The organism is Actinomycetospora endophytica, from assembly GCF_021026375.1.
In the GTDB taxonomy this organism is placed as follows: Bacteria; Actinomycetota; Actinomycetes; order Mycobacteriales; family Pseudonocardiaceae; genus Actinomycetospora; species Actinomycetospora endophytica.
This window is the reverse complement of record NZ_JAJNDB010000002.1, coordinates 131,355-150,733: the sequence shown is the minus strand read 5'-3', so window position 1 is coordinate 150,733 and position 19,379 is coordinate 131,355. Positions and strand designations below refer to the sequence as shown.

The following is a 19,379-nucleotide window of genomic DNA, read 5'->3' as shown; positions in this document are numbered from 1 at the left end:
ATGTGTCGGGTCAGCGGGTGACCGGCAGCGGGTACGTCTCGGCGTCGAGGGCGTCCGGGACCGGGGCCGACGACGCCGGCTGCGGCGGCTCGACGACGAGGTCCACGGCCTCGTGCCTGCCGCGGGCGACGGTGACCTGCGCGGTCACCGGGGCGTAGCCGCTCGCGGTGAGCAGGTAGCGCCCCTCGGCGAGGTCGGTGACCGCGAAGTGCCCGGCGGTGTCGGTCACGGTCGACGCGACGACCCGGCCGTCCGCGCCCATGAGCACGACGAGCGACTCGGCCACCGCCCGGCCCGACGACGAGAGCACCTGGCCCCGCACGCCGAAGCGCGCGACCGGCACCCGCACGTCGTGGCGCGTGGTGCGCCGTCCGGCGGGCGTCGGCTCGGCGACGACGAGTCGCTCGGCCACCGGCTCACGTCCGGGGGCCAGCACCGCGACGGTGTAGGTCCCCGGCTCGAGCTCCGGGCACTCCCAGGTCCCGTCGGCGCCGGTGCGGCGCACCGCCCGCACCCCGCCGCCGGGGTCGGTGACGGTCACCGTCGCGCCGACGACCGGGATGTCGGCTGCGTCGCGCACCGCCCCGCCGACCGGGGTCGACCGGCGCAGCCCGAACCGGCGCCGCACCGGCACCCCGTCCAGGGCGACGAGCTCGGCGTGCGGCCGGAACACCCCTGGCGTCGCGAGGACGACGTAGCTGCCCGGGGCGGGCGCGTGCAGCCGGAACGACCCGTCGGCCGCGGAGAACGTGCGGTCGACGACGGTGCCGTCGAGCGCGTGCAGCGCCATCGGTACCCCGACGAGCGCGCCGTCGGTCGGCCGGGCGAAGCGGTCGTCGGCCGTCTCGCCGGCCGGCTGGTCGGCGGCGTCGACGAGCGTCCCGAGGACGACCGAGTCACCGTGGTGCTCGGGCGCCTCGTGCCGGCCGTGCCCGGCCGGGCGCGGACCCGGCGTCGGACGCCGGCCGTCGAGCCGGACCAGGCGGTCGCCGCCCGCGGCACCGGCCGCGCCCACCGGGGGCGCCGAGACCGGGACGTCCATCGCGCCCCGGCCGGGGCCGGTGACCTCGGCGGCGGCGTCGACCGAGCCGGGGCCCGCGCCGGGGCCGGACTCCTCGGCCTGGCGGGCCTGGATACCCGACGTCGTGCGCAGCGGGACCTCCTTGAGGAACCAGATGAGCACGAAGCCCACGAAGATCACGCAGGCGGCGACGAGGAACACCAGGTCCATCGACTGTGCGAAGCCGGCGAAGAACGGCTCGGCCAGGCGCGGGTCCATCCGCTGCAGGATCGAGGAGTCCTGGACGACCTGCGCGGCGCCGGTCGCCGGGTTCACCGCGGCGGCGTTGACCGGGTTCGAGGCGACCGCCGGGTCGGCCAGGGCGGCCTGGAACGACGGGGTGCCCGCGGCGCTCCGGAACGCCGAGATGATGTTGCCGCCGACCGTCGAGAACAGGATCGACAGGAACACCGAGACGCCGAGCGTGCCGCCCATCTGCCGGAAGAACGTGGCCGAGGCGGTGGCGACGCCCATGTCCGAGGCGGGCACGGCGTTCTGCACCGCGAGGACGAGGGTCTGCATGCAGTTCCCGAGCCCGAGGCCGAACACGACCATCAGGATCGCGATCTCCCAGTACGGGGTGTCGGCGTGCAGCAGGAAGTGGAAGAGCAGCATGCCGACGGTCATCAGGCCGAGGCCGATCACCGGGAAGACCTTGTATCGCCCGGTGCGGCTGGTGAGCTGACCGGAGATGATCGAGGCCACCATCAGCCCGCCGACCAGCGGGATCATCTGCAGCCCGGCCTGCGTGGGCGTCGACCCGTTCACGATCTGCAGGTACTGCGGAACGATCGCGATGCCGCCGAACATGCCGATGCCGGTGATGACCGCGATGACAGTCGTCAGGGAGAACACGCCGTTGCGGAACAGGCGCAGCGGCAGCAGGGCGTCGTCGCCGTAGGCGCGCTCCGCGATCACGAAGCCGATCAGGCCGACGATGCCGATCACGTAGCAGAGGATCGCGTCCGTCGAGCCCCAGCCCCAGCTCTGGCCCTGCTCTGCCACGATCAGCAGCGGCACGAGCGCGATGGCCAGCGCGACGGCGCCGGGCCAGTCGATGCGGCGCTCCCGACGGGTGTGGGGCAGGTTCAGCACCCGCCACACGACGGCGAACGCGAGGATCCCGATCGGGACGTTCACCAGGAAGACCCAGCGCCAGCCGTCGATGCCGATGATCGAGGTGGTGCCGGCGAAGAAGCCGCCGACGACCGGGCCGATGACGCTCGACGTCCCGAACACCGCGAGGAAGTAGCCCTGGTACCGGGCGCGCTCCCGGGGCGGGACGATGTCACCGATGATCGTGAGCGCGAGGCTCATGAGACCGCCGGCGCCGATCCCCTGCAGGGCGCGGAATCCCGCCAGCTCGTACATCGACGTCGAGATCGTGCAGAGCACGGAGCCGATGACGAAGACGCCGATCGCGAACAGGAAGAACGGCTTACGGCCGTAGAGGTCCGAGAGCTTGCCGTAGAGCGGCGTCGAGATGGTCGCCGTGATCAGGTAGGCCGTTGTGGCCCAGGCCTGCAGGTTCAGGCCGTGCAGGTCGTCCGCGATGGTGCGGATCGACGTGGAGACGATGTTCTGGTCGAGCGCGGCCAGGAACATGCCGAGCATCAGCCCGGACAGGATCGTCAGGATCTGGCGGTGGGTGAATCCGCCGGTGGTCGGCGCGGGTCTCGCGCCGGCCGTCGTAGCGACCGCCGCGGTGCTCGACGCGGTCGTGCTGGTCATCGGTCCTCCTCCGCGCCCTGGGGGGCGGGGACGTCGTCGTGGGTTTCGGGGTGGTTGGCCTCGAGCGCGGTGGTGAAGCGGTCCATCAGTTCGACGAGCCGCTCGCGGTCGGCCTCGTCCCAGTCGCTCGTGATCCGGCTGATCTCGCGGTTGCGGAGGTCGCGGTTCTCCTCGAAGACCCGGTGGCCCTCCTGGGTGGCGGCGAGCAGGCACGCGCGGCCGTCGGCGGGGTCGGGGCGTCGCTCGACGTACCCGATCCGGACGAGCGCCGCGATCTGCCTGCTGACCGTGGAGGGGTCGGAGTGCACGGCCTCGGCGAGCGCGTTCGAGCGGTGCGGCCCGTCGATGACGAGCCGGGCCAGCAGGACGTACGCGGCGCGCTCGACGCCGTTGCCGTCCTTGCCGACCTTGGACACCCGCTTGCGCTCGATGAGGCGGATGAGCCGGATGAGCTGGAGGCCGATCCGGTCCGAGGTCACCCACTGCTCGTCGGTGCCCTCGGGGATCGGGGGTCCGGGTCGAGCACCGACTGCTGCATTCATTGCGTGCTCCGTACAATCGCTTGGTCGGTACAACTATGCACCCGACCCGCACGCTCTGCCAGCGGGGGTACCCGCTCGGGGGATGTGATCCGGGAGTCACCCCCTCCCAGGGGACGGCGCTAGCGTGCGCGCCCATGAGCGACGAGGCCCCCGGACCCGACGTGCGTGTGCGCTTCGCCGACCGCGTCCGCTACGAGCGCACCGGCCACGTCGCCACCATCACCTACGACCGGCCCGACAAGCTCAACGCCATCGACGGCGCGATGCGCGACGGCCTCAACGAGGCGTTCGCCCGCCTGAGCGCCGACGACGAGGCCTGGGTCGGCATCGTGACCGGCGCGGGGCGGGCGTTCAGCGCCGGCGCGGACTTCGGCTCGGAGCGCAACCCGGCGGGCGAGTTCCCGGGATCGTTCTGGGAGCGCCCGACGGTGAACTCGTTCGAGTCCGGCTGGGAGCTCCACAAGCCGGTGATCGCCGCGGTGAACGGGCTCTGCCTGGGCTACGGCCTGACCCTCGTGACGTGGTGCGACTTCGTCGTCGCCTCCGACCGCGCGACGTTCGGCTACCCGGAGGTCAAGCTCGGGGTCCCGACGATCGTGGGCGCGCTGCGGCTGCCCCAGCGGATCGGCTGGCAGCCGGCGATGGAGCTGCTACTGACCGGGGAGACGGTGTCGGCGGCGCGGGCGAAGGAGATCGGGCTGGCGCTGCAGGTGGTCGAGCACGACGACCTGCTGCCCGCCGCCGGGCGCCTCGCCGACCGGCTGCTCGCCGGGGCACCCCTGGCGCAGCGGGCGATCAAGGAGGTCGCGCGCCGGGGCCCGGAGATGTCGCAGACCGACGCGATCCGCTTCGGCGAGACGATGCGGCGCGTGGCCGGGGCGACCGAGGACGCCCAGGAGGGTGCCGCGGCGGCCCGGGAGAAGCGGCCGCCGCGCTGGCAGGGTCGCTGATTCCCTTCTCGACGAGGAGCACACCAGGCAGGTTCACCGCCGCCGAGCCCTGCCCCCCGTGCTCATGATCATGGCGGCCGGGCGGCCGGGCGGCCGATGTCAGGAAGGGTTCATCCTGACGTCAGATGTCAGCGATGGACCATCGCTGACGAACTCAGGCCAGCCGCTCGAAGATCGCCGCGAGACCCTGACCGCCGCCGATGCACATCGTCTCGAGCCCGTAGCGCGACCCGCGGCGGTCCATCTCGCGCAGCATCGTCGTGAGGATCCGGACCCCGGTGGCGCCGACAGGGTGGCCGAGCGAGATCCCCGAGCCGTTCGGGTTGACCCGCTCGTCGGAGATCAGGTCGATCCCCCACTCGCGGCCGACCCCGAGCGCCTGCGCCGCGAACGCCTCGTTGAGCTCGATCACGTCGAGGTCCGCCAGCGACAGGCCCGCCCGGCCCAGCGCCTGCTCGGTCGCGGGGACCGGCCCGATCCCCATGATCTCCGGGCCGACCCCGCCGAGCCCCCAGGACACCAGTCGCGCCAGCGGGCGCAGCCCGAGCTCGGCGGCCTTCTCCGGAGTGGTCACCAGGCAGACCGCGGCGCCGTCGTTCTGGCCCGAGGCGTTGCCGGCGGTGACCGTCGCGTCGGGGTCGGCCTTGCCCAGGATCGGGCGCAGCTTCGCCAGCGACTCCAGCGACGCGTCCGGCCGGATGTGCTCGTCCTGATCCACCACGGTGTCGCCCTTGCGGCCGTGGATCGTCACCGGCACCAGCTCGTCGGCGTAGCGACCCTCCTTGACCGCCGCGGTGGCCTTCTCGTGCGAGCGCACCGCGAGCCGGTCCTGCTCGTCGCGCGGGATCGAGTAGCGCTTCCGGACGTTCTCCGCCGTCTCGATCATCCCGCCCTTGACCGGGTGGTTCACGCCGCCGGCCAGCACTCGGCCCTGCGCGAGCGAGTCCTTCATCTCGAACCCGCCCGCCTTGGTGCCCCAGCGGACCGCGTCGGTGAAGTACGACGCCCCGGACATCGACTCCGCCCCGCCGGCCAGCACCAGCGACGCCCCGCCGGTGGCCACCGACATCGCCGCGTAGAGCACGGCCTGGAGCCCGGAGCCGCAGCGCCGGTCGATCTGCAGCCCGGGCACCGTGACGTCCAGGCCCGCGTCCAGCGCCGCGACGCGCCCGATCGCCGGGGCGTCCATCGTCGGGTAGCAGTGCCCGAAGACCACGTCGTCGATCTGGTCCGCGGTGACGCCGGTGCGCTCGACGAGCTCGCGGATCACCGTCGCGCCCAGCTCCTGCACCGGGACGTCCCGCAAGGCCCCGCCGAACCCCCCGACGGGGGTGCGGATCGGCTCACAGACGACGGCGTCAACCACGGCAGGTCCTTCCGGGGAGAGCTATTTTCGAACTCAGAATAGATAACGCAGGACGACCTCGGCGACACAGGCAGGCTTCGGCTGGTCCTCGATCTCCACCGTGCCCCCGATCGTCGCCTGGACGCCACCGCTCACGTCGGTGACGTCGAGCAACTTCGAGTGCCCGCGCACGCGGCTCCCGACCGGAACCGGCGCGGGGAAGCGGACCTTGTTCATGCCGTAGTTGACCGTCATCGAGACGCCCTCGACGGCGAACGTGTCCCACCCGAAGGCGGGGATGAGGGCGACCGTCAGGAACCCGTGCGCGACGGTCCCGCCGAACGGCCCGCCCTTCGCCCGCTCCGGGTCGACGTGGATCCACTGGTGGTCGTCGGTGGCGTCGGCGAACAGGTCGATCCGCTTCTGGTCGACCGTGATCCACGAGCTGGTGCCGAGGTCCTCCCCGACCACCGCCCGCAGTTCCTCCACGCCCTGGAACGTCCGCATCGTCGCGCCTCCTCGATCGGTCCTCCCCGGCCGGCCCGTGTCCCGGCCGGGACGTGCCCCTACAGCCCGGCGGCGATCTCCTTCGCGGCACCGGTCAGCGCCACCCGGTCGGCCGGGGTGCCGCCGAGCGGGGTGAGGTTGAGGGTCGTGACGCCGGCCTCGGCGAACGCGGCCATGCGCTCGGCGACGTAGGACCGCGGGCCGATCAGCGAGATGGCCTTGAGCAGCTCCTCCGGGACGGCCGCGGCGGCCTCGTCCTTCCTGCCGTCCAGGTAGAGGTCCTGGATGGACTTCGCCTCGTCCACGAAGCCGTACCGGCAGGCGACGTCGTTGTAGAAGTTCTGGCCGCGGGCCCCCATGCCGCCGACGTAGAGCGCGACGAAGTGGCGCATCCCGTCGAGCATGGCCGTGGCGGTGGCCTCGTCCTCGGTGATGCAGAACGAGGTCTGCAGGTAGACCTCCAACGGCTTCAGGCCGGCCTCGCGCTTGGCGAGACCTGCCGCCAGGGAGTCGCCCCAGACCTCCTGCGCCTTCTCCGGCACGAAGAAGATCGGCTGCCAGCCGTCGGCCTTCTCGGCGACCAGCGTCACGTTCTTCGGACCCAGGGCGGCGACCACGATCGGGATCGACTCGCGCACCGGGTGGTTGATGAGTTTGAGGGGCTTGCCCAGGCCGGTGCCCTGCTCCGGCGGCAGCGGGATCGTGTAGTTCTTCCCCTGGTGCTCGAGGCGCTCGCGGCGCCACACCTGCCGACAGATGTCGATGATCTCGCGGGTGCGGCCGAGCGGGGCGTCGTAGCGCACCCCGTGGAAGCCCTCGATGACCTGCGGGCCGGACGCCCCGAGCCCGAGCGTGAACCGGCCGCCGGAGACGTAGTCCAGACCGGCCGCGGTCATGGCCGTCAGCGTCGGCGTCCGGGTGTAGATCTGCAGGATCCCCGAGGCGATCTGGACCCGCTCCGTCCGGGCGGCGATGAACCCGAGCTGGCTCACCGCGTCGTAGCTGTAGGCCTCGGGGACGAAGACGATGTCGAGCCCGGCCTTCTCGTGCTCGGCCAGCTCGGCCATCGTCTCCTCGAAGCCGCCGCTGTAGTTCAGACCCATCCCGATGCGCACGCCCGGGAGCCTGCCACGATCCTGCGTCCGTGAGCACCACGAGCGGGGAGCACTCCGCGACGCTGGTCGTGCGCGGGTACGAGACCGACGCCAACGGCCACCTCAACCACGCCGTCTACCACCAGTACGGCGAGCACGGCCGGGTCGAGACGTTCCGCGCGGCCGGGGTGGAGATCGCGCCGCTCGCCGCGGCCGGGCTGGGCCCGGTGATCCTCGAGACCACGGTCCGGTTCCTGGCCGAGCTGCGGGTGGGCGAGGAGGCGGAGGTCACGACGGCGATCCGGTTCGGCACCGGGAAGTCGTTCCGGATGGACGCCGAGATCCGCCGGGGCGGGACGGTGTGCGCGACGCTCACCGGGGTGATGGGAGTCCTCGACCACACGACCCGCCGTCTGGTCGCGGACCCCCGCGGCCGGCTGCGTGCGCTCTCCGCCGACCCCGACGGCTTCGACCGGGTCTGCGGCGTTCAGGAACCCGCGGGGTCGTAGCCGTTCGGCCAGTCCTCGACCCGGATGCGCGGCTTGTCCAGCACCCGGCCGATCGTCGACCACTCGTCACGGCCCAGGCGGGCCAGCGGCTTGAGCAGCCCGACCTCCGGGTGCCCGTCCACGAGCACCTCGTCGGCCACCGCGGCGTGCACCACCCGACCGAGCACGACCGTCGAGTTCCCCAGGCCGAGCGTCGAGTGCAGCGTGCACTCCAGCGCCACCGGGGACTGCGCCACGCGAGGCGGGCGGACCCGCTCGGACGACTCGGAGTCCAGCCCCACCTCGGAGAACTCGCCGCGCTCCCGGGGGAAGTTCGTCGCGGTCGCGTTGACCTCCTCGAACAGCCACTCCGGCGTCAGCGAGATGGTGAACTCGCCGGTGGCCTCGGCGTTGGCCAGCGAGTCCTTCCGCCCCACCGACGTGAACTGCACGATCGGCGGGTCCACGCACGAGACCGTGAAGAACGAGTGCGGCGCGAGGTTGTCGATCCCGTCGGGCGAGGTCGTCGCCACCCAGGCGATCGGCCGCGGGACGATCACGGCGTTGAGCAGCTGGTAGAAGCCTCGGGCGCCGATCTCGGTGGGATCGAAGGCGGTGCGCACGGCGGGAGGACCTCCTCGGGGAGCGAGCGCGCCCCGATCGGTCGCGCTCAGGGGGTGGGGACGTCCAGCGTGGCGCCCGGTGCGCGTTCCTGCGACCGGGTGGTGGTCGTCGTGGCCGGCGCGCTCGTCGTCGTGCGCGTGGCGGTGCGTTCCCCGGAGGTCGTGGTCTCGCCGGCGGAGGTGGTCTCCCCGCTGCTGGTGGGGGCCTCGGTCGTCGTCGTGGCGGCGCGGGTGCCGAAGACCTCGCCGATGCTGGTGCCCTCGCCACCGGAGAGCGGCGAACCCTTGACGCGCTCGATCCCGGTGACCACGACCATCGCGATGAGGAAGATCACGATGCCGGTCGCGACGAGCACCGCGATCCGCTTGCCCCGCCCGGACCGGGTCGGCGGCGACACCTCGTCGAGGGTGATGACGCGGGTCGGCGACTCGTCCGCCTCGGGCGGCATGGCCATGGTCTCGAGGGCGGCCGGGGCGACGCGTGTCCGGTCGGCCTGCTCCGGCGACATCACCGCGGTGGCGTTCGCGCCGGGGCGGGCGCGCGTGCGGTGCGCGTCGATGCTGGTGCGGACCTTGTTGCGGGTGCGCTCCAGGGAACGCTGGTAGATCGCCTCACCGACGGTCGTCACGACGGAGGCGACCGCGGCCCCGGCGACGGTGCCGCCCGCGCCGCCGAGGAATCCGCCCGCGGCCGCGGTGGTCACGGCGGCCATCGCCTGACCGGTGACGCGGACGCCGGACAGGCCACTGCTCGCGGCCGGTGGGGTCGTGGGCGGCCCGCCGGTCCCGGACGAGGGGGGCACCGCCGCCGTCGGTGCGTCGGACGGCGCGGGCGGTGGCCGGCCGCCGCCGTATCCCTCGGGCCCGCGGCCGGGACCGTCGGAGCCGCGGCCGGGTCCGTCCGGGCCACCACGGGCGCCCTGGCCCGCGGGGCCGCCCGGCGGACGGTTCACGGGCGGGGGGCCCGTCGGCCGGCCCGGGCCGGGTCGGGCGCCCTGGCCCGGCGGTGGCCCGGATGGCGGAGGACCTCCGAGCGGCGGGCGACCGGGAGGCGGCGTCGACGGACGGCCCGGGGACGGACCTCCCGACGACGGGTGCGGGGCACCCGGAGCGGACGGATCCGGTCCGGGTCCGCCCTCACTCCCCCGACCGTCGATGACGTCCGCCGGAACCGCGCAACATGACGGGACGGGAGCCCCGCTCGCTGTTCGCGGAGTCCTCGCGCCGGAAGGAACGGCGCTCGAGGCTCCGGTCGATGCGGCCGAAGGAACGCCTGACTTCATCGTAAATCGGCGTCTGGGTCATGCCCGGAGACCCTACGACGGTCACACTTCGCCACCCGCCCGACCCTGACCACCCCTGTGAGGGGTTTGACCCGTCGATGACCAGGGGAAACGGTGATCGACGGACGGTCCGGAGCCACGACGCGGCGCCGAAGTGGAACAGGAGGAACCTCCACTCCACGCCATCGGACGAACGATGTGATCAAACCGACACTCTGCGTCACATTCGGTCGCGGTCCCCGGTGAACGGCGTGACGAGGTCGTTCGAGAGAAGGAACTCTCCGACACCGGACCGCCCGACCCGATGCGTCAGCCGGGCCCGTGCGCCGGGGTCGGGCCCGCGCGGATGAGCGCCACCAGCCCCACGACGGTGACCGCGGCACAGAGCACCGCGAACCCGGCCCCCGTCACGCCGCCCTCGAAGCGCTCGTCGAGCACGAGGATCCCGATGAGGCCCGCGACGACCGGGTCGATGGTCGTCTGGGTGGCGAGCCCGGCGTCGAGCCCGCCGTCGCGGTAGGCGAGCTGGAGCAGCAGCACCCCGATCACCGGCAGCACGAGCACCGCGATCCCGGCGACGACCACCCCGGCGTCCAGCGGGCCGCGGTGCAGCCCGTGGAGCACCGGGCGCACCAGGCCCGACGTCACCCCGGCGCACAGTCCGGCCCCCGCCGCGCGCGACACCGCCCGGGAGCGCCACCCGAGCCGGTTGCCGACCAGCGCGATCGCGACGAGCGCGGCCGCCGCGGCGAGCGCCGTCGCCACGAGACCGCCGGTGCCCGCCTGCCGGGTCTCGCCGTGGTGCGGGGCGAGCGTGAGCAGGCCGGCGAGACCGGCGACGAGCAACGCCGCCGACGCCCACTCCGCCCGCCGGATCGTGCGGTGCTCGAGCCGGGCGTCGAGCGGGAGCGCGAGGACCAGCGCCAGCACCCCGACCGGCTGGACGAGGGTGACCGACCCGAGGCCCAGGGCCACCACGTGCACCGCGGCACCACAGCCCATCGACGCCAGCCCGGTCCACCACAGCGGCATCCGGGCGAGGGCACCGAAGAACGCCCGTCCGTCACGCGGATGGGTGCCCTCGTTCGCGGCGCGGGACGTCGCCAGGCGCTGCAGCGCGGCGGCCAGCGCGTAGAGGAACGCCGAGCAGAGGGCCAGCAGGACGGCGGCGACGGGATGGGACTCGAACGGCGGCCCCGGGGCGGGGGGTCTCACGCGCCCGACCGCCTCACCGTGCTGCCTCCTCGACCCGTCGTCCCCGTCGGTGCCGACCGTACGGCGGGCCGGGCCGGACGTGCGCGTACCCCCGCCGTCGTCACCGGTCGTCGCCGCCGGGCGTCAGCCCCCGCCGGAGGGTGGGGGACCGCCCGGCAGCGGCTGCGACTGCTCGCTGAACCTCCCCGTCCACGCGGCCCGCGCGCCGGACTCCCCGATCCGGTAGACGGTGACGACGGACCCGAGGGCGAGGACCACGGTGAGCACCGCGATCACGATCGTCGCGACCGTCCCGCCCGGCGGGGTCGCCCGGGCCGTCTCGGGCGCGAGGGCGGCGCCGGGGCCCTCGCGCCGCGCCCGGTCCCGGACGTCCAGCACGTGCCGCGCCGCGAGCACCACGGCCACGACCGCCAGGCCGATCACCCACGGGAGCATCGTGTCGCCGAGCTCGGTGTGGGTGTGCACCAGCGCCGAGCGCGCCACGTGGTGCTCGAGCCACTCGCCCGCGTCGGTGGTCAGGGGCACCGCGACGAGGGCGAGGAGGGTCAGGACCAGCGCCGGCCAGACGAGCCGGTACCGCGCCGCGGGCCACAGCGCGACCAGCACGAGCAGCAGGGCGCTCAGCGGGACGAGCACCACCACCGCATGGACCAGCAGGACGTGGGCGGGAAGGCCGTCGATGGTCGACACCGGTCGCATGCTGCCGAGCCCGACCGCCCCGCCCAACGGTCCGCGGCGTTCTCTTACCGAGTTCCGACCCGGCGACCGGCGGGGCCGGCGGCGTGACGCCCGCGGAGAGGCCGAAGACGCCGTGGCGTCCGGGACCGACTGGCGCCATCCTGGGGCGCCGCGTGGCACGGCGCGGTGATCGTCGAGGGCGGGAGGGCAGCGGATGACCGGGGCCGGTGCGGCCGGGTCGGAGAACGACGACGGGGAGCCCGACGACGAGCGGGAACCCGACTACCGCTTCACCCTCGCCAACGAGCGCACCTTCCTCGCCTGGCTCCGGACCTCGCTCTCACTGCTCGCCGCCGGGGTCGCCGTCGTCCAGCTGGTGCCGTCGTTCACGATCCCCGGGGCCCGGGCGGTGACCGGTGGCCTGCTGGCCGCGCTGGCCGTGGTCGCCGCGGCGTCCGGGGTGCTGCGCTGGCGCTCGGTGGAGACCGCCATCCGGCGCGACCGCCCGCTGCCCGTCCAGCGCGTCCCCTGGCTGATGGCCGCCGGCCTCGTCGTGCTGGCGCTGTTCGGGTTCGTGCTGATCGTGCTGCGCGGCGTCACGTGACCAGTCCGTCCGACGCCGGACTGCAGGCCGAGCGCACCGGGCTCGCCTGGAGCCGGACGTCGCTGGGGTTCATCGGCAACGCCGCCCTGCTCGCCGCCCGGGAGATCTCGCACGCCGAGGTGACGCTCGCGCTCGTCCCGGCGGGCCTGGCCCTCGTCATCGCGATCGCGACCGCGCTCTACGGCCGCCACCGCACCCGGGTCCTGCGCCACGGCCCGCTCCCCGACCCACTGGCGGCCCGCCGGGCGGTCCCGCTGCTCGGCTGGTCGGTGGTGGTCCTCGCCGTGATCTCCGGCGTCGCGCTGGTCGGGTAGTCCGTGCTGCAGCCGAACGTCCCCGACAGCCCCGGCGGCCAGGTCAGCCTCGCGCCGCGGTTCTGGGCCGTCGTGCTGCTCACCGGGATCGGGGCCGGGCTCGCCGGCGGTGCGCTGACGCTGCTCCTCTACCTGGTCCAGCACACCGCCTTCGGCTACACCGAGGCGACGTTCCTCATCGGCGTCGAGCGGGCGCCGTGGTGGCGGCGGCTGCTCGTGCTCTTCCTCGCCGGCCTGATCGCGGGGCTCGGCTGGTGGCTGCTGCGCGGGCCGGTCAGCCGCCGGCTCGGCCGGGCGTCGGGGGTCTCGGCGTCGGTGTGGAGCCCGGACGGCCGGATGCGCCTGCGGCGGACGGCGCTCGACGGCGTGCTGCAGATCGTCATCGTCGGGATGGGGGCCTCGCTCGGGCGGGAGGGCGCGCCCCGTGAGGTGGCCGCGGCGATCGGGTCACGACTGTCCGAGCTCGCCGGGCTGACGGCCGAGCAGCGGCGGCTGATCATCGCGTGCGGCGCCGGCGCGGGGCTGGCCGCCGTCTACGACGTGCCGTTCGGGGGCGCGCTGTTCACCCTCGAGGTGCTGCTCGGATCGCTGTCGCTGCCGCTCGTGATCCCCGCCGCGGTGACGTCGCTGCTGGCCGTCTGTGCCGCCTGGGTGGTGATCGGCGACCGCCCGGTCTACACGTTCCCGGCCCTGGCCCCGAGCGCGTCCGTGATCGTCTTCGCCGTGGTGGCGGCACCGGTGGGCGGGGTCGCCGCCGTCGGATTCGTGCGGCTGGTGGCCTGGTCCCGGCGATCCCGGCCCACCGGGTGGCGCCTGCCGCTCGCGACGACGGCCGTGTTCACCGCGATCGGCGCCCTCGCGATCCCGTTCCCCGAGCTGCTCGGCAACGGCAAGGGCCCGGTCCAGCTGGTGCTCGACGGCAGTGGATCCCTGGGGCTGCTCGTGGCGCTGACAGTGCTCAAGCCGTTGGCGACCGCGGCGTCGCTGCGCAGCGGGGCCTCCGGCGGGCTGTTCACCCCGACCCTCGCGACCGGCACGCTGCTCGGGGCCACGCTCGGGATCCCGTGGGCGGCGCTGTGGCCGGGCAGCGCGGCCGGAGCGTACGCGCTGGTGGGCGGCGCGGCGTTCCTCGCCGCGGCCTTGCAGGCGCCGCTGTCCACCGTCGTGCTGCTGCTGGAACTGACCCACGCAGGCACGGGCCTGCTGGTCCCGATCGCCCTCGCCGCGGTCCTCGGCACGCTCATCGCGCGGCTCATCGAGCCCCGCTCGACCTACACCGCGGGTCTCGGCGAGGCGGCGGTCGGCGCCCCGGATCCGCTCCCGCCGCCGTCGTCGTCGGAACCACTCGACGGGGACCGGAAGTAGTACGTCCGTAGTACTATCGTCCCATGGCCGAGGTCCCCGTCCGCACGCTCAACCAGGACACCGCGGGCGTGCTCGCCCGGGTCAAGGCCGGCGAGCACCTGGCGGTCACCGAGCGCGGCCAGGTCGTGGCCTACCTGACCCCGGCGGTCCCGGCCGCGCTGGCCGACCTCGTGACGTCCGGTCGCGTCCGTCCGCCGACGCTGCACGGACCGCTGCCCCGTCCGGGCGGTCCGGTGCGGCCCGAGCTCGACGCCGGAGCACTGCTGCGGGAGCTGCGCGACGACGAGCGCGGCTGATGCTCTACCTCGACACCGCGGCCCTGGTGAAGCTGATCCGCCACGAGCCGGAGACCGACGAGCTCATCGACTGGCTCGACGACCGGACGACGGTTCCATGGCTGACCTCGGTGATCGCCGAGGTCGAGCTGTCACGAGCGCTCCTCCGCGCGGCCCCGACGACGCTCGCGGCGGTCCCGGCCCTCCTGGCCCGCCTGAACCGGTGCGAGCTGGACGAGGTCGTGCGGGCGACGGCCGCGTCGCTCCCGGGCGAGCACCTGCGCACCCTCGACGCGATCCACCTCGCGACCGCGGCCGTCGTCGCGGGCACGGAGCTCGACGGCTTCGTCACCTACGACCCTCGTCTCGCCGCCCACGCGCGGGAACAGGGACTCCCGGTCGAGGCCCCCGGCGCCGGGTGATTCACGAGCGCGCCACGACCTCGCGGACCTGCTCCGGGGAGAGGTAGCCGTCGGTGTGCTCGAACTCGGCGAGCCGTCCGGTCGACCCGCCGAGGAACCCGAGCCGCACCGCGTTCGACATCCCCGCCGCATGCAGCGCCCAGTTCGCCGCCACCCGCGCGACCGCGCCCGGGGCCCGCAGCGCCCACAGGTGGTAGCCGCGGGTGACCGCCTGGGCGGGCAGCCCGGCGAGGCCGATCCCGAACGGCTTCGCGACGGCGTCGGTCCCGCCGAGGTCGACGACGAGGCCGAGGTCGCGGTGGCGGTAGTTCTTCGTCGGGCGGCCCTGCAGCGAGGCGACGACGTTCGCGGCGGCCACCGGGGCCTGCCGCGTGGCGTGCTGGGCGGTCGGCGGGCAGACCGCGTCCGGCCCGACGGCCAGATCGGGGACCGCGGCCGAGTCGCCGAGGGCGAACACCTCGGGGTGCCCGGGCACGGCCAGGTCGGCGCCGACGACGAGGCGGTCCCGCTGCGTGGGCAGGCCGAGCCGCCCCATCAACGGGCTCGGCGCCACGCCGGCGGCCCAGATCACGGTCGACGTCGCGAGGGTGCGGCCGTCGGAGAGTCGGGCCGAGCCGTCGTCGATCTCGACCAGGCTCGTCCCGAGATCGACCTGCACCCCGCGCGAGCGCAGCGTCGCGGCGGTGTCCTCGCCGAGCCGGGCGCCGAGCCCGGGCATGAGCTCGGGCGGGTGCTGGACGACGTGCCAGCGCAGCAGCGACGGGTCGAGCCGGTGGAACCGGCGGACGAGGGCCGTCGTCATGAGCTGCAGGTTCGCCGCGGTCTCCACGCCGGTGTAGCCGCCACCGACGACGACGAAGCGGCAGCGCCGTTCCCGTTCCGCGGGGTCGGAGGACGCGTTGGCGAGCTCGAGCTGCGCCATCACGTGGTCACGCAGGAACTCGGCCTCGGCGAGCGTCTTGCAGCCGCGGCCGTACTCCCGCAGCCCCGGCACGTCGATGACCTTGGTGACGCTGCCCGGGGCGAGCACCAGCCGGTCGTAGTCGAGCACCTCGTACTCCCCGGTGATGCTCGCGACGACGACGCGGCGTGCCTCGACGTCCACCCCGACCGCCCGGCCCGGCACCAGCGTGGTGTTCGCCAGCCGCGTGGTCAGCGACACCACCGCGGCGGGCGGCGGGATGACGCCCGCGGCGACCTGAGGCAGCAGCGGCAGGTAGAGCGAGTAGTCCTCGGGCGCGACGAGGCGGAGGTCGGCGTCGGGGAGGCGGCGTTCGAGACGTCGGGCCACCCCCGCGCCGGCGAAGCCCCCGCCGACGACGACCACCCGCTGCGACACGGTGCCTCCTCGGCGATCAGTGCACGAAGGCGCTGTGCCCGGTGACGGCCTTGCCGACGATCAGCGTATTCATCTCGCGGGTGCCCTCGTAGGAGTAGAGGGCCTCGGCGTCGGCGAAGTACCGGGCGATGCCGTTGCCGACGATGATCCCGTTGCCGCCGACCACCTGGCGGCCGAGCGCGACCGTCTCGCGCATCCGGTCGGCGCAGAACTGCTTCGCCAGCGCCGAGTGCGCGTCCGACCCGCCGCCGTCGTCGATCAGCTGGGCGTTGCGGGCGGCCATGCCGATCGAGGCCGTGGTGTTCCCGAGCATCTGGACCAGGGCGTCCTGGATCATCTGGAACCCGGCGATCGGGCGCCCGAACTGCTCGCGCTCCTTGGCGTAGGTCAGGGCGAGCTCGTAGGAGGCCATCTGCACCCCGGTGCACGCCCACGACGCGTTGCCCCGCGTCCGGCGCAGCACCGCCCCGGCGTCGGCGAACGTCCCCTTCCCGCCCGAGAGCAGCCGGTCCCCACCGACCCGCACCCCGTCGAGGGTGATGTCGGCGTTCTGGGTGATCCGCAGCGCCGTCTTGCCCTCGATCTTGGCGGTGCTCACGCCGGGCGTCTCCCGGTCGACGACGAATCCGCGGACGGCCTTGCCGTCGGCCCCGTCGGACACATCGCGCGCCCAGATCACGAGCACGTCGGCGAAGGTTCCGTTGCCGATCCAGCGCTTGTGGCCGTCGAGGATCCACTCGTCGCCGTCGCGCCGGGCGGTGGTCTCCATGCCGCCCGCGACGTCGGACCCGCCGTGCGGCTCGGTCAGCCCGAATGCCCCGATGGTCTCCATGCGCGCCATCGGCGGCAGCCAGCGCTCGCGCTGCTCCGGCGTGCCGCAGGCGTCGATCGAGCCCATCGCGAGCCCGCTGTGCACCCCGAGGAAGCTGTTCGTCGAGGCGTCCACGCGCGCGACCTCGGCGTGGACGAACCCCATGAGCACCCGCCGCGCGGGCTCGTCCGACCAGGCGGAGAGGCCGTAGGGCAGCCCCGCGAGGTCGAGCCCGGCGAACCCGTCGATCAGCTGCGTGGGGAACGCGTCGTTCGCCCACGCCTCGTCGACCACCGGCGCGACGTCGCTGGCGAGATAGGCGCGCACCCGCCGGAGCAGGTCGCGCTCGGCGCCGGTGAGCAGCTCCGCGTAGGAGTAGAAGTCGGCGACGTGCGCGGTGTTCGGGTCGAGCTCCAGGTGCGGGCGCGGGAGGTCGTCGAACGGCGAGCCGGCCGGCGCTCCGGCGCGGTCGGGGGCGAGGGACTCGGTCGGCGCGGCCATGGGGATCAGCGTCCTCCCGGGGTCCGGACGACGCCACGTCGATCATCGTGGTTCGAACCACCCGTGCGGGCGGCCCCGGCAAAATGCTTGTACTATTCAAGTGAAATGAGGGTGGTTCGGCACGGTCCGGGTGGCCGCCACCCCGCGTGGGCGAGCACAGTGGGTCCGAGCGGGAAGCGACCGACCGGAGCCGGGGGTGTCCCGGACGGGGCATCGTCGGAGGAGCCGGATCATCAGCGGGCCGCTCGGACGTCGGATGAGTGAAGGGCCGGCGCGGCTCGCGGGTGCACCGCGGTGGGACCCGGTGGCACCTGGTCAGGCCGGTCACCTCACGACGGGGACGCGGGCCACGAGGCACAGCGGAGGAGTGCGACGGTGGACGGACAGCAGCCGATCATGATCTTCGGTCGGGTGACGCGAGGGGACGGTGCACCGCTCCCCGGGGCCGCGCTGACCCTCTGCGATCTCGCCGGCGACCAGCTCGATCGCGCAGTGGCCGACGACGGGGGCCACTACCAGCTGGCGCCGTCGACGGGCGGCACCTACCTGGTGATCTGCTCGTCGTCGACCCATCAGCCCAAGGCGTCCCTCGTCGCGGTGTCCGACCGCCCGCTGCGCCACGACGTCGGGCTCTCCGGCGGCGGCGCGACCCTCGAGGGCACCGTCGGGACCGGGCGCGAGGGTGGGGTCGCCGGGACGGCGGGCGTGGTCCTCACGCTCACCGACGTGCGCGGCACCGTCGTCGCAGTGGCCCGGTCGAACGCGGACGGGTCGTACCGCTTCGCCGACCTCGACGAGGGCTCCTACACGCTCACCGCCGCCGCCCCGGACACCACGCCGATCGCCGAGACCGTCCAGATCCCGGCCGAGGGCCGCGTCACCCGCGACATCGCGCTGGCCACCCAGCTGCGCCTGTCCGGCGTCGTGCGCTCCGCGTCCGGCGGCCGCCCGGTCGGCGAGGCGCTGGCCACCCTGGTCGGCTCCGACGGCAACGTCGTGGGCGCCGCGGTCACCGGTGACGACGGCACGTTCGTCTTCCCCGAGGTCGCCCCCGGCACCTACACGATCACCGCGAGCGGCTACGCCCCGGTCGCGAGTGAGATCGAGGTCGGCGCCGGGCAGCCCTCCGACGTGACCCTCACCCTGACCCCGCCGGCACTCGGCCCGGTCGACGACGGCCCGGCCTACGAGGACGACCACACCTTCTCGCGCGGCTTCGGCGCGGAGGACTTCGGCAGCGACGCGGTGCCCGCGGGCGCCTACACCAACGGGCACAACGGCCGGCACGCCTCCGGGCCGTCGGCCGAGCACCCGGGCGCGGGAGACCTCGGCTTCGACGCCGACGGTGGGCGCCGGTGACGGCGACGCAGCACGACGTCCAGCGGGTCACCGGCACGGCCGTCACCAGCGACGGCTGGCCGGTGCCCTTCGCCGTCGTCACCGTCATCGACGCGGCGGGCCAGCAGATCGGCGGCACCCCCGTCGCCGACGACGGCGGGTTCGTCCTCGACGGCCTGCCCGCCGGACCGTGCACCGTGATCACCTCCGCCGTCGGCCACACCCCGGCCGCCCGTCCTGTCGGAGGGCCCGCGTTCGGGGCGCTCGGGCGGGTCGTGCTGACCCGGACCGGCGCCCTGGAGCTGCCGGCACCGGGCCGCTGGGACATCGACCCGGTGCACTCGCGCATCTCGGCGTCGGCGTTCCACCTCGGGATCACCAAGGTCCACGGTCGGCTGCGCCGGTTCACCGGGCACATCGACATGGGCGCCGACCTCGCCTCGACGCGGGTCTCCTCGGCGATCGAGGCCTCGAGCGTGGACACCGACGACGAGCGCCGGGACGAGCACCTGCGTGCCCCCGACTTCCTCGACGTGGCGCGGTTCGCCGACATCAGCTTCGACTCCACGGAGATCGTCGGGCACACCCCCGACCACTGGACGATGTACGGCAACCTCCTGCTCAAGGGCGTCGGGAACCGGGTGGCGCTCGACGTCGTCTACCACGGCGCGGGCCCCGACCTCTGGGGCGGCGAGCGGGCCGGCTTCTCCGCCACCACGCAGCTCTCCCGCGACGACTTCGACATCTCGTGGAACCAGTCGGTGATCGCCGGCATCTTCGCGATCGGCCGCACGCTGCGCATCGAGATCGACATCGAGGCGGTCCGGGTCTCCGGCTGAGCGTCCGTCGGCCCGGCCGGGTGCGCATCCGCGCCCGGTCGGTTCGCTCCGGCCT

The 19,379-nt window shown here is 74.1% G+C and carries 20 protein-coding genes; 9 read left to right on the top strand and 11 right to left on the bottom strand.

Annotated elements, in window-relative coordinates:
- Positions 1-10: 10 nt before the first annotated feature.
- Both LQ327_RS11600 and LQ327_RS11595 read right to left on the bottom strand, forming a co-directional pair.
- The gene (locus tag LQ327_RS11600) at positions 11-2,791 is read right to left on the bottom strand and encodes an MFS transporter (RefSeq protein ID WP_230733518.1); all 2,781 of its coding nucleotides are present in this window, start codon (positions 2,789-2,791) and stop codon (positions 11-13) included.
- Positions 2,788-3,333: a MarR family winged helix-turn-helix transcriptional regulator gene (locus LQ327_RS11595; protein ID WP_230733517.1), complete on the bottom strand. Its 546-nt coding sequence runs from the start codon at positions 3,331-3,333 to the stop codon at positions 2,788-2,790. Before LQ327_RS11595 ends, LQ327_RS11600 begins: the two co-directional genes overlap by 4 nt.
- Positions 3,334-3,467: 134 nt before the next feature.
- Here LQ327_RS11595 and LQ327_RS11590 point away from each other — a divergent pair, with 134 nt between their 5' ends.
- Complete coding sequence (locus LQ327_RS11590; protein ID WP_230733515.1) at positions 3,468-4,283, top strand: enoyl-CoA hydratase/isomerase family protein; 816 nt, start codon at positions 3,468-3,470, stop codon at positions 4,281-4,283.
- A gap of 154 nt (positions 4,284-4,437) precedes the next feature.
- Here LQ327_RS11590 and LQ327_RS11585 read toward each other — a convergent pair whose 3' ends face one another.
- Genes LQ327_RS11585 through LQ327_RS11575 form a run of 3 tightly spaced genes read right to left on the bottom strand, consistent with a single transcriptional unit; the run spans position 4,438 to position 7,250 of the window.
- Positions 4,438-5,649, bottom strand: a complete 1,212-nt coding sequence (locus LQ327_RS11585) for an acetyl-CoA C-acetyltransferase (RefSeq protein WP_230733513.1) — start codon at positions 5,647-5,649, stop codon at positions 4,438-4,440.
- Between the two features lie 33 nt (positions 5,650-5,682).
- Entirely contained in the window at positions 5,683-6,135 is a 453-nt protein-coding gene (locus LQ327_RS11580; protein WP_230733511.1) for a MaoC family dehydratase, read from the bottom strand.
- Between the two features lie 59 nt (positions 6,136-6,194).
- Entirely contained in the window at positions 6,195-7,250 is a 1,056-nt protein-coding gene (locus LQ327_RS11575; RefSeq protein ID WP_230733509.1) for an LLM class F420-dependent oxidoreductase, read from the bottom strand.
- Positions 7,251-7,279: 29 nt separating this feature from the next.
- Here LQ327_RS11575 and LQ327_RS11570 point away from each other — a divergent pair, with 29 nt between their 5' ends.
- Positions 7,280-7,738 carry an acyl-CoA thioesterase gene (locus tag LQ327_RS11570; protein WP_230733507.1) on the top strand — a complete coding sequence of 153 codons (459 nt, stop codon included), beginning with the start codon at positions 7,280-7,282 and terminating at the stop codon, positions 7,736-7,738.
- On the opposite strand, the gene LQ327_RS11565 is transcribed toward LQ327_RS11570, so the two are convergent.
- The 4 genes from LQ327_RS11565 to LQ327_RS11550 all read right to left on the bottom strand — a co-directional run bounded on the left by LQ327_RS11565 (position 7,717) and on the right by LQ327_RS11550 (position 11,528).
- Positions 7,717-8,340, bottom strand: coding sequence for a flavin reductase family protein (locus LQ327_RS11565; protein ID WP_230733505.1), 624 nt, complete (start codon positions 8,338-8,340; stop codon positions 7,717-7,719). The two genes, LQ327_RS11570 and LQ327_RS11565, sit on opposite strands and share 22 nt — an antisense overlap.
- Before the next feature lie 47 nt (positions 8,341-8,387).
- A complete protein-coding gene (locus LQ327_RS11560; protein ID WP_230733503.1) occupies positions 8,388-9,143 on the bottom strand; it encodes a hypothetical protein in 756 nt (251 codons plus the stop codon).
- A gap of 789 nt (positions 9,144-9,932) precedes the next feature.
- The gene (locus tag LQ327_RS11555) at positions 9,933-10,838 is read right to left on the bottom strand and encodes a DMT family transporter (RefSeq protein ID WP_230733501.1); all 906 of its coding nucleotides are present in this window, start codon (positions 10,836-10,838) and stop codon (positions 9,933-9,935) included.
- Between the two features lie 123 nt (positions 10,839-10,961).
- Positions 10,962-11,528 carry a hypothetical protein gene (locus LQ327_RS11550; protein WP_372460656.1) on the bottom strand — a complete coding sequence of 189 codons (567 nt, stop codon included), beginning with the start codon at positions 11,526-11,528 and terminating at the stop codon, positions 10,962-10,964.
- 202 nt (positions 11,529-11,730) lie between these two features.
- Between LQ327_RS11550 and LQ327_RS11545 the strand changes: the two genes are divergently transcribed.
- Genes LQ327_RS11545 through LQ327_RS11525 form a run of 5 tightly spaced genes read left to right on the top strand, consistent with a single transcriptional unit; the run spans position 11,731 to position 14,496 of the window.
- Positions 11,731-12,120 carry a YidH family protein gene (locus LQ327_RS11545; RefSeq protein ID WP_230733497.1) on the top strand — a complete coding sequence of 130 codons (390 nt, stop codon included), beginning with the start codon at positions 11,731-11,733 and terminating at the stop codon, positions 12,118-12,120.
- Positions 12,117-12,434, top strand: coding sequence for a DUF202 domain-containing protein (locus LQ327_RS11540; RefSeq protein WP_230733495.1), 318 nt, complete (start codon positions 12,117-12,119; stop codon positions 12,432-12,434). Before LQ327_RS11545 ends, LQ327_RS11540 begins: the two co-directional genes overlap by 4 nt.
- Positions 12,435-12,437: 3 nt before the next feature.
- The gene (locus tag LQ327_RS11535; protein WP_230733493.1) at positions 12,438-13,799 is read left to right on the top strand and encodes a chloride channel protein; all 1,362 of its coding nucleotides are present in this window, start codon (positions 12,438-12,440) and stop codon (positions 13,797-13,799) included.
- Positions 13,800-13,822: 23 nt separating this feature from the next.
- Positions 13,823-14,095 (top strand): type II toxin-antitoxin system Phd/YefM family antitoxin, encoded by a 273-nt coding sequence (locus LQ327_RS11530; RefSeq protein ID WP_230733483.1) that lies wholly within the window; start codon positions 13,823-13,825, stop codon positions 14,093-14,095.
- Positions 14,095-14,496: a type II toxin-antitoxin system VapC family toxin gene (locus tag LQ327_RS11525; protein ID WP_230733481.1), complete on the top strand. Its 402-nt coding sequence runs from the start codon at positions 14,095-14,097 to the stop codon at positions 14,494-14,496. Before LQ327_RS11530 ends, LQ327_RS11525 begins: the two co-directional genes overlap by 1 nt.
- 1 nt (position 14,497) lies before the next feature.
- On the opposite strand, the gene LQ327_RS11520 is transcribed toward LQ327_RS11525, so the two are convergent.
- Both LQ327_RS11520 and LQ327_RS11515 read right to left on the bottom strand, forming a co-directional pair.
- Positions 14,498-15,835, bottom strand: coding sequence for an NAD(P)/FAD-dependent oxidoreductase (locus LQ327_RS11520; RefSeq protein WP_230733478.1), 1,338 nt, complete (start codon positions 15,833-15,835; stop codon positions 14,498-14,500).
- Between the two features lie 16 nt (positions 15,836-15,851).
- The gene (locus LQ327_RS11515; RefSeq protein WP_230733477.1) at positions 15,852-17,147 is read right to left on the bottom strand and encodes an acyl-CoA dehydrogenase family protein; all 1,296 of its coding nucleotides are present in this window, start codon (positions 17,145-17,147) and stop codon (positions 15,852-15,854) included.
- 375 nt (positions 17,148-17,522) lie between these two features.
- Here LQ327_RS11515 and LQ327_RS11510 point away from each other — a divergent pair, with 375 nt between their 5' ends.
- Both LQ327_RS11510 and LQ327_RS11505 read left to right on the top strand, forming a co-directional pair.
- A complete protein-coding gene (locus tag LQ327_RS11510) occupies positions 17,523-18,506 on the top strand; it encodes a carboxypeptidase-like regulatory domain-containing protein (RefSeq protein WP_230733475.1) in 984 nt (327 codons plus the stop codon).
- Entirely contained in the window at positions 18,503-19,324 is an 822-nt protein-coding gene (locus tag LQ327_RS11505; protein ID WP_230733473.1) for a YceI family protein, read from the top strand. Before LQ327_RS11510 ends, LQ327_RS11505 begins: the two co-directional genes overlap by 4 nt.
- The last annotated feature ends 55 nt before the right edge of the window (positions 19,325-19,379 follow it).

Excerpts from the sequence above, each read along its gene's own strand:
- LQ327_RS11600 (WP_230733518.1), bottom strand. The coding sequence starts at position 2,791 with ATGACCAGCACGACCGCGTCGAGCACCGCGGCGGTCGCTACGACGGCC.
- LQ327_RS11595 (WP_230733517.1), bottom strand. The coding sequence starts at position 3,333 with ATGAATGCAGCAGTCGGTGCTCGACCCGGACCCCCGATCCCCGAGGGC.
- LQ327_RS11590 (WP_230733515.1), top strand. The coding sequence starts at position 3,468 with ATGAGCGACGAGGCCCCCGGACCCGACGTGCGTGTGCGCTTCGCCGAC.
- LQ327_RS11580 (WP_230733511.1), bottom strand. The coding sequence starts at position 6,135 with ATGCGGACGTTCCAGGGCGTGGAGGAACTGCGGGCGGTGGTCGGGGAG.
- LQ327_RS11545 (WP_230733497.1), top strand. The coding sequence starts at position 11,731 with ATGACCGGGGCCGGTGCGGCCGGGTCGGAGAACGACGACGGGGAGCCC.
- LQ327_RS11530 (WP_230733483.1), top strand. The coding sequence starts at position 13,823 with ATGGCCGAGGTCCCCGTCCGCACGCTCAACCAGGACACCGCGGGCGTG.
- LQ327_RS11525 (WP_230733481.1), top strand. The coding sequence starts at position 14,095 with ATGCTCTACCTCGACACCGCGGCCCTGGTGAAGCTGATCCGCCACGAG.
- LQ327_RS11515 (WP_230733477.1), bottom strand. The coding sequence starts at position 17,147 with ATGGCCGCGCCGACCGAGTCCCTCGCCCCCGACCGCGCCGGAGCGCCG.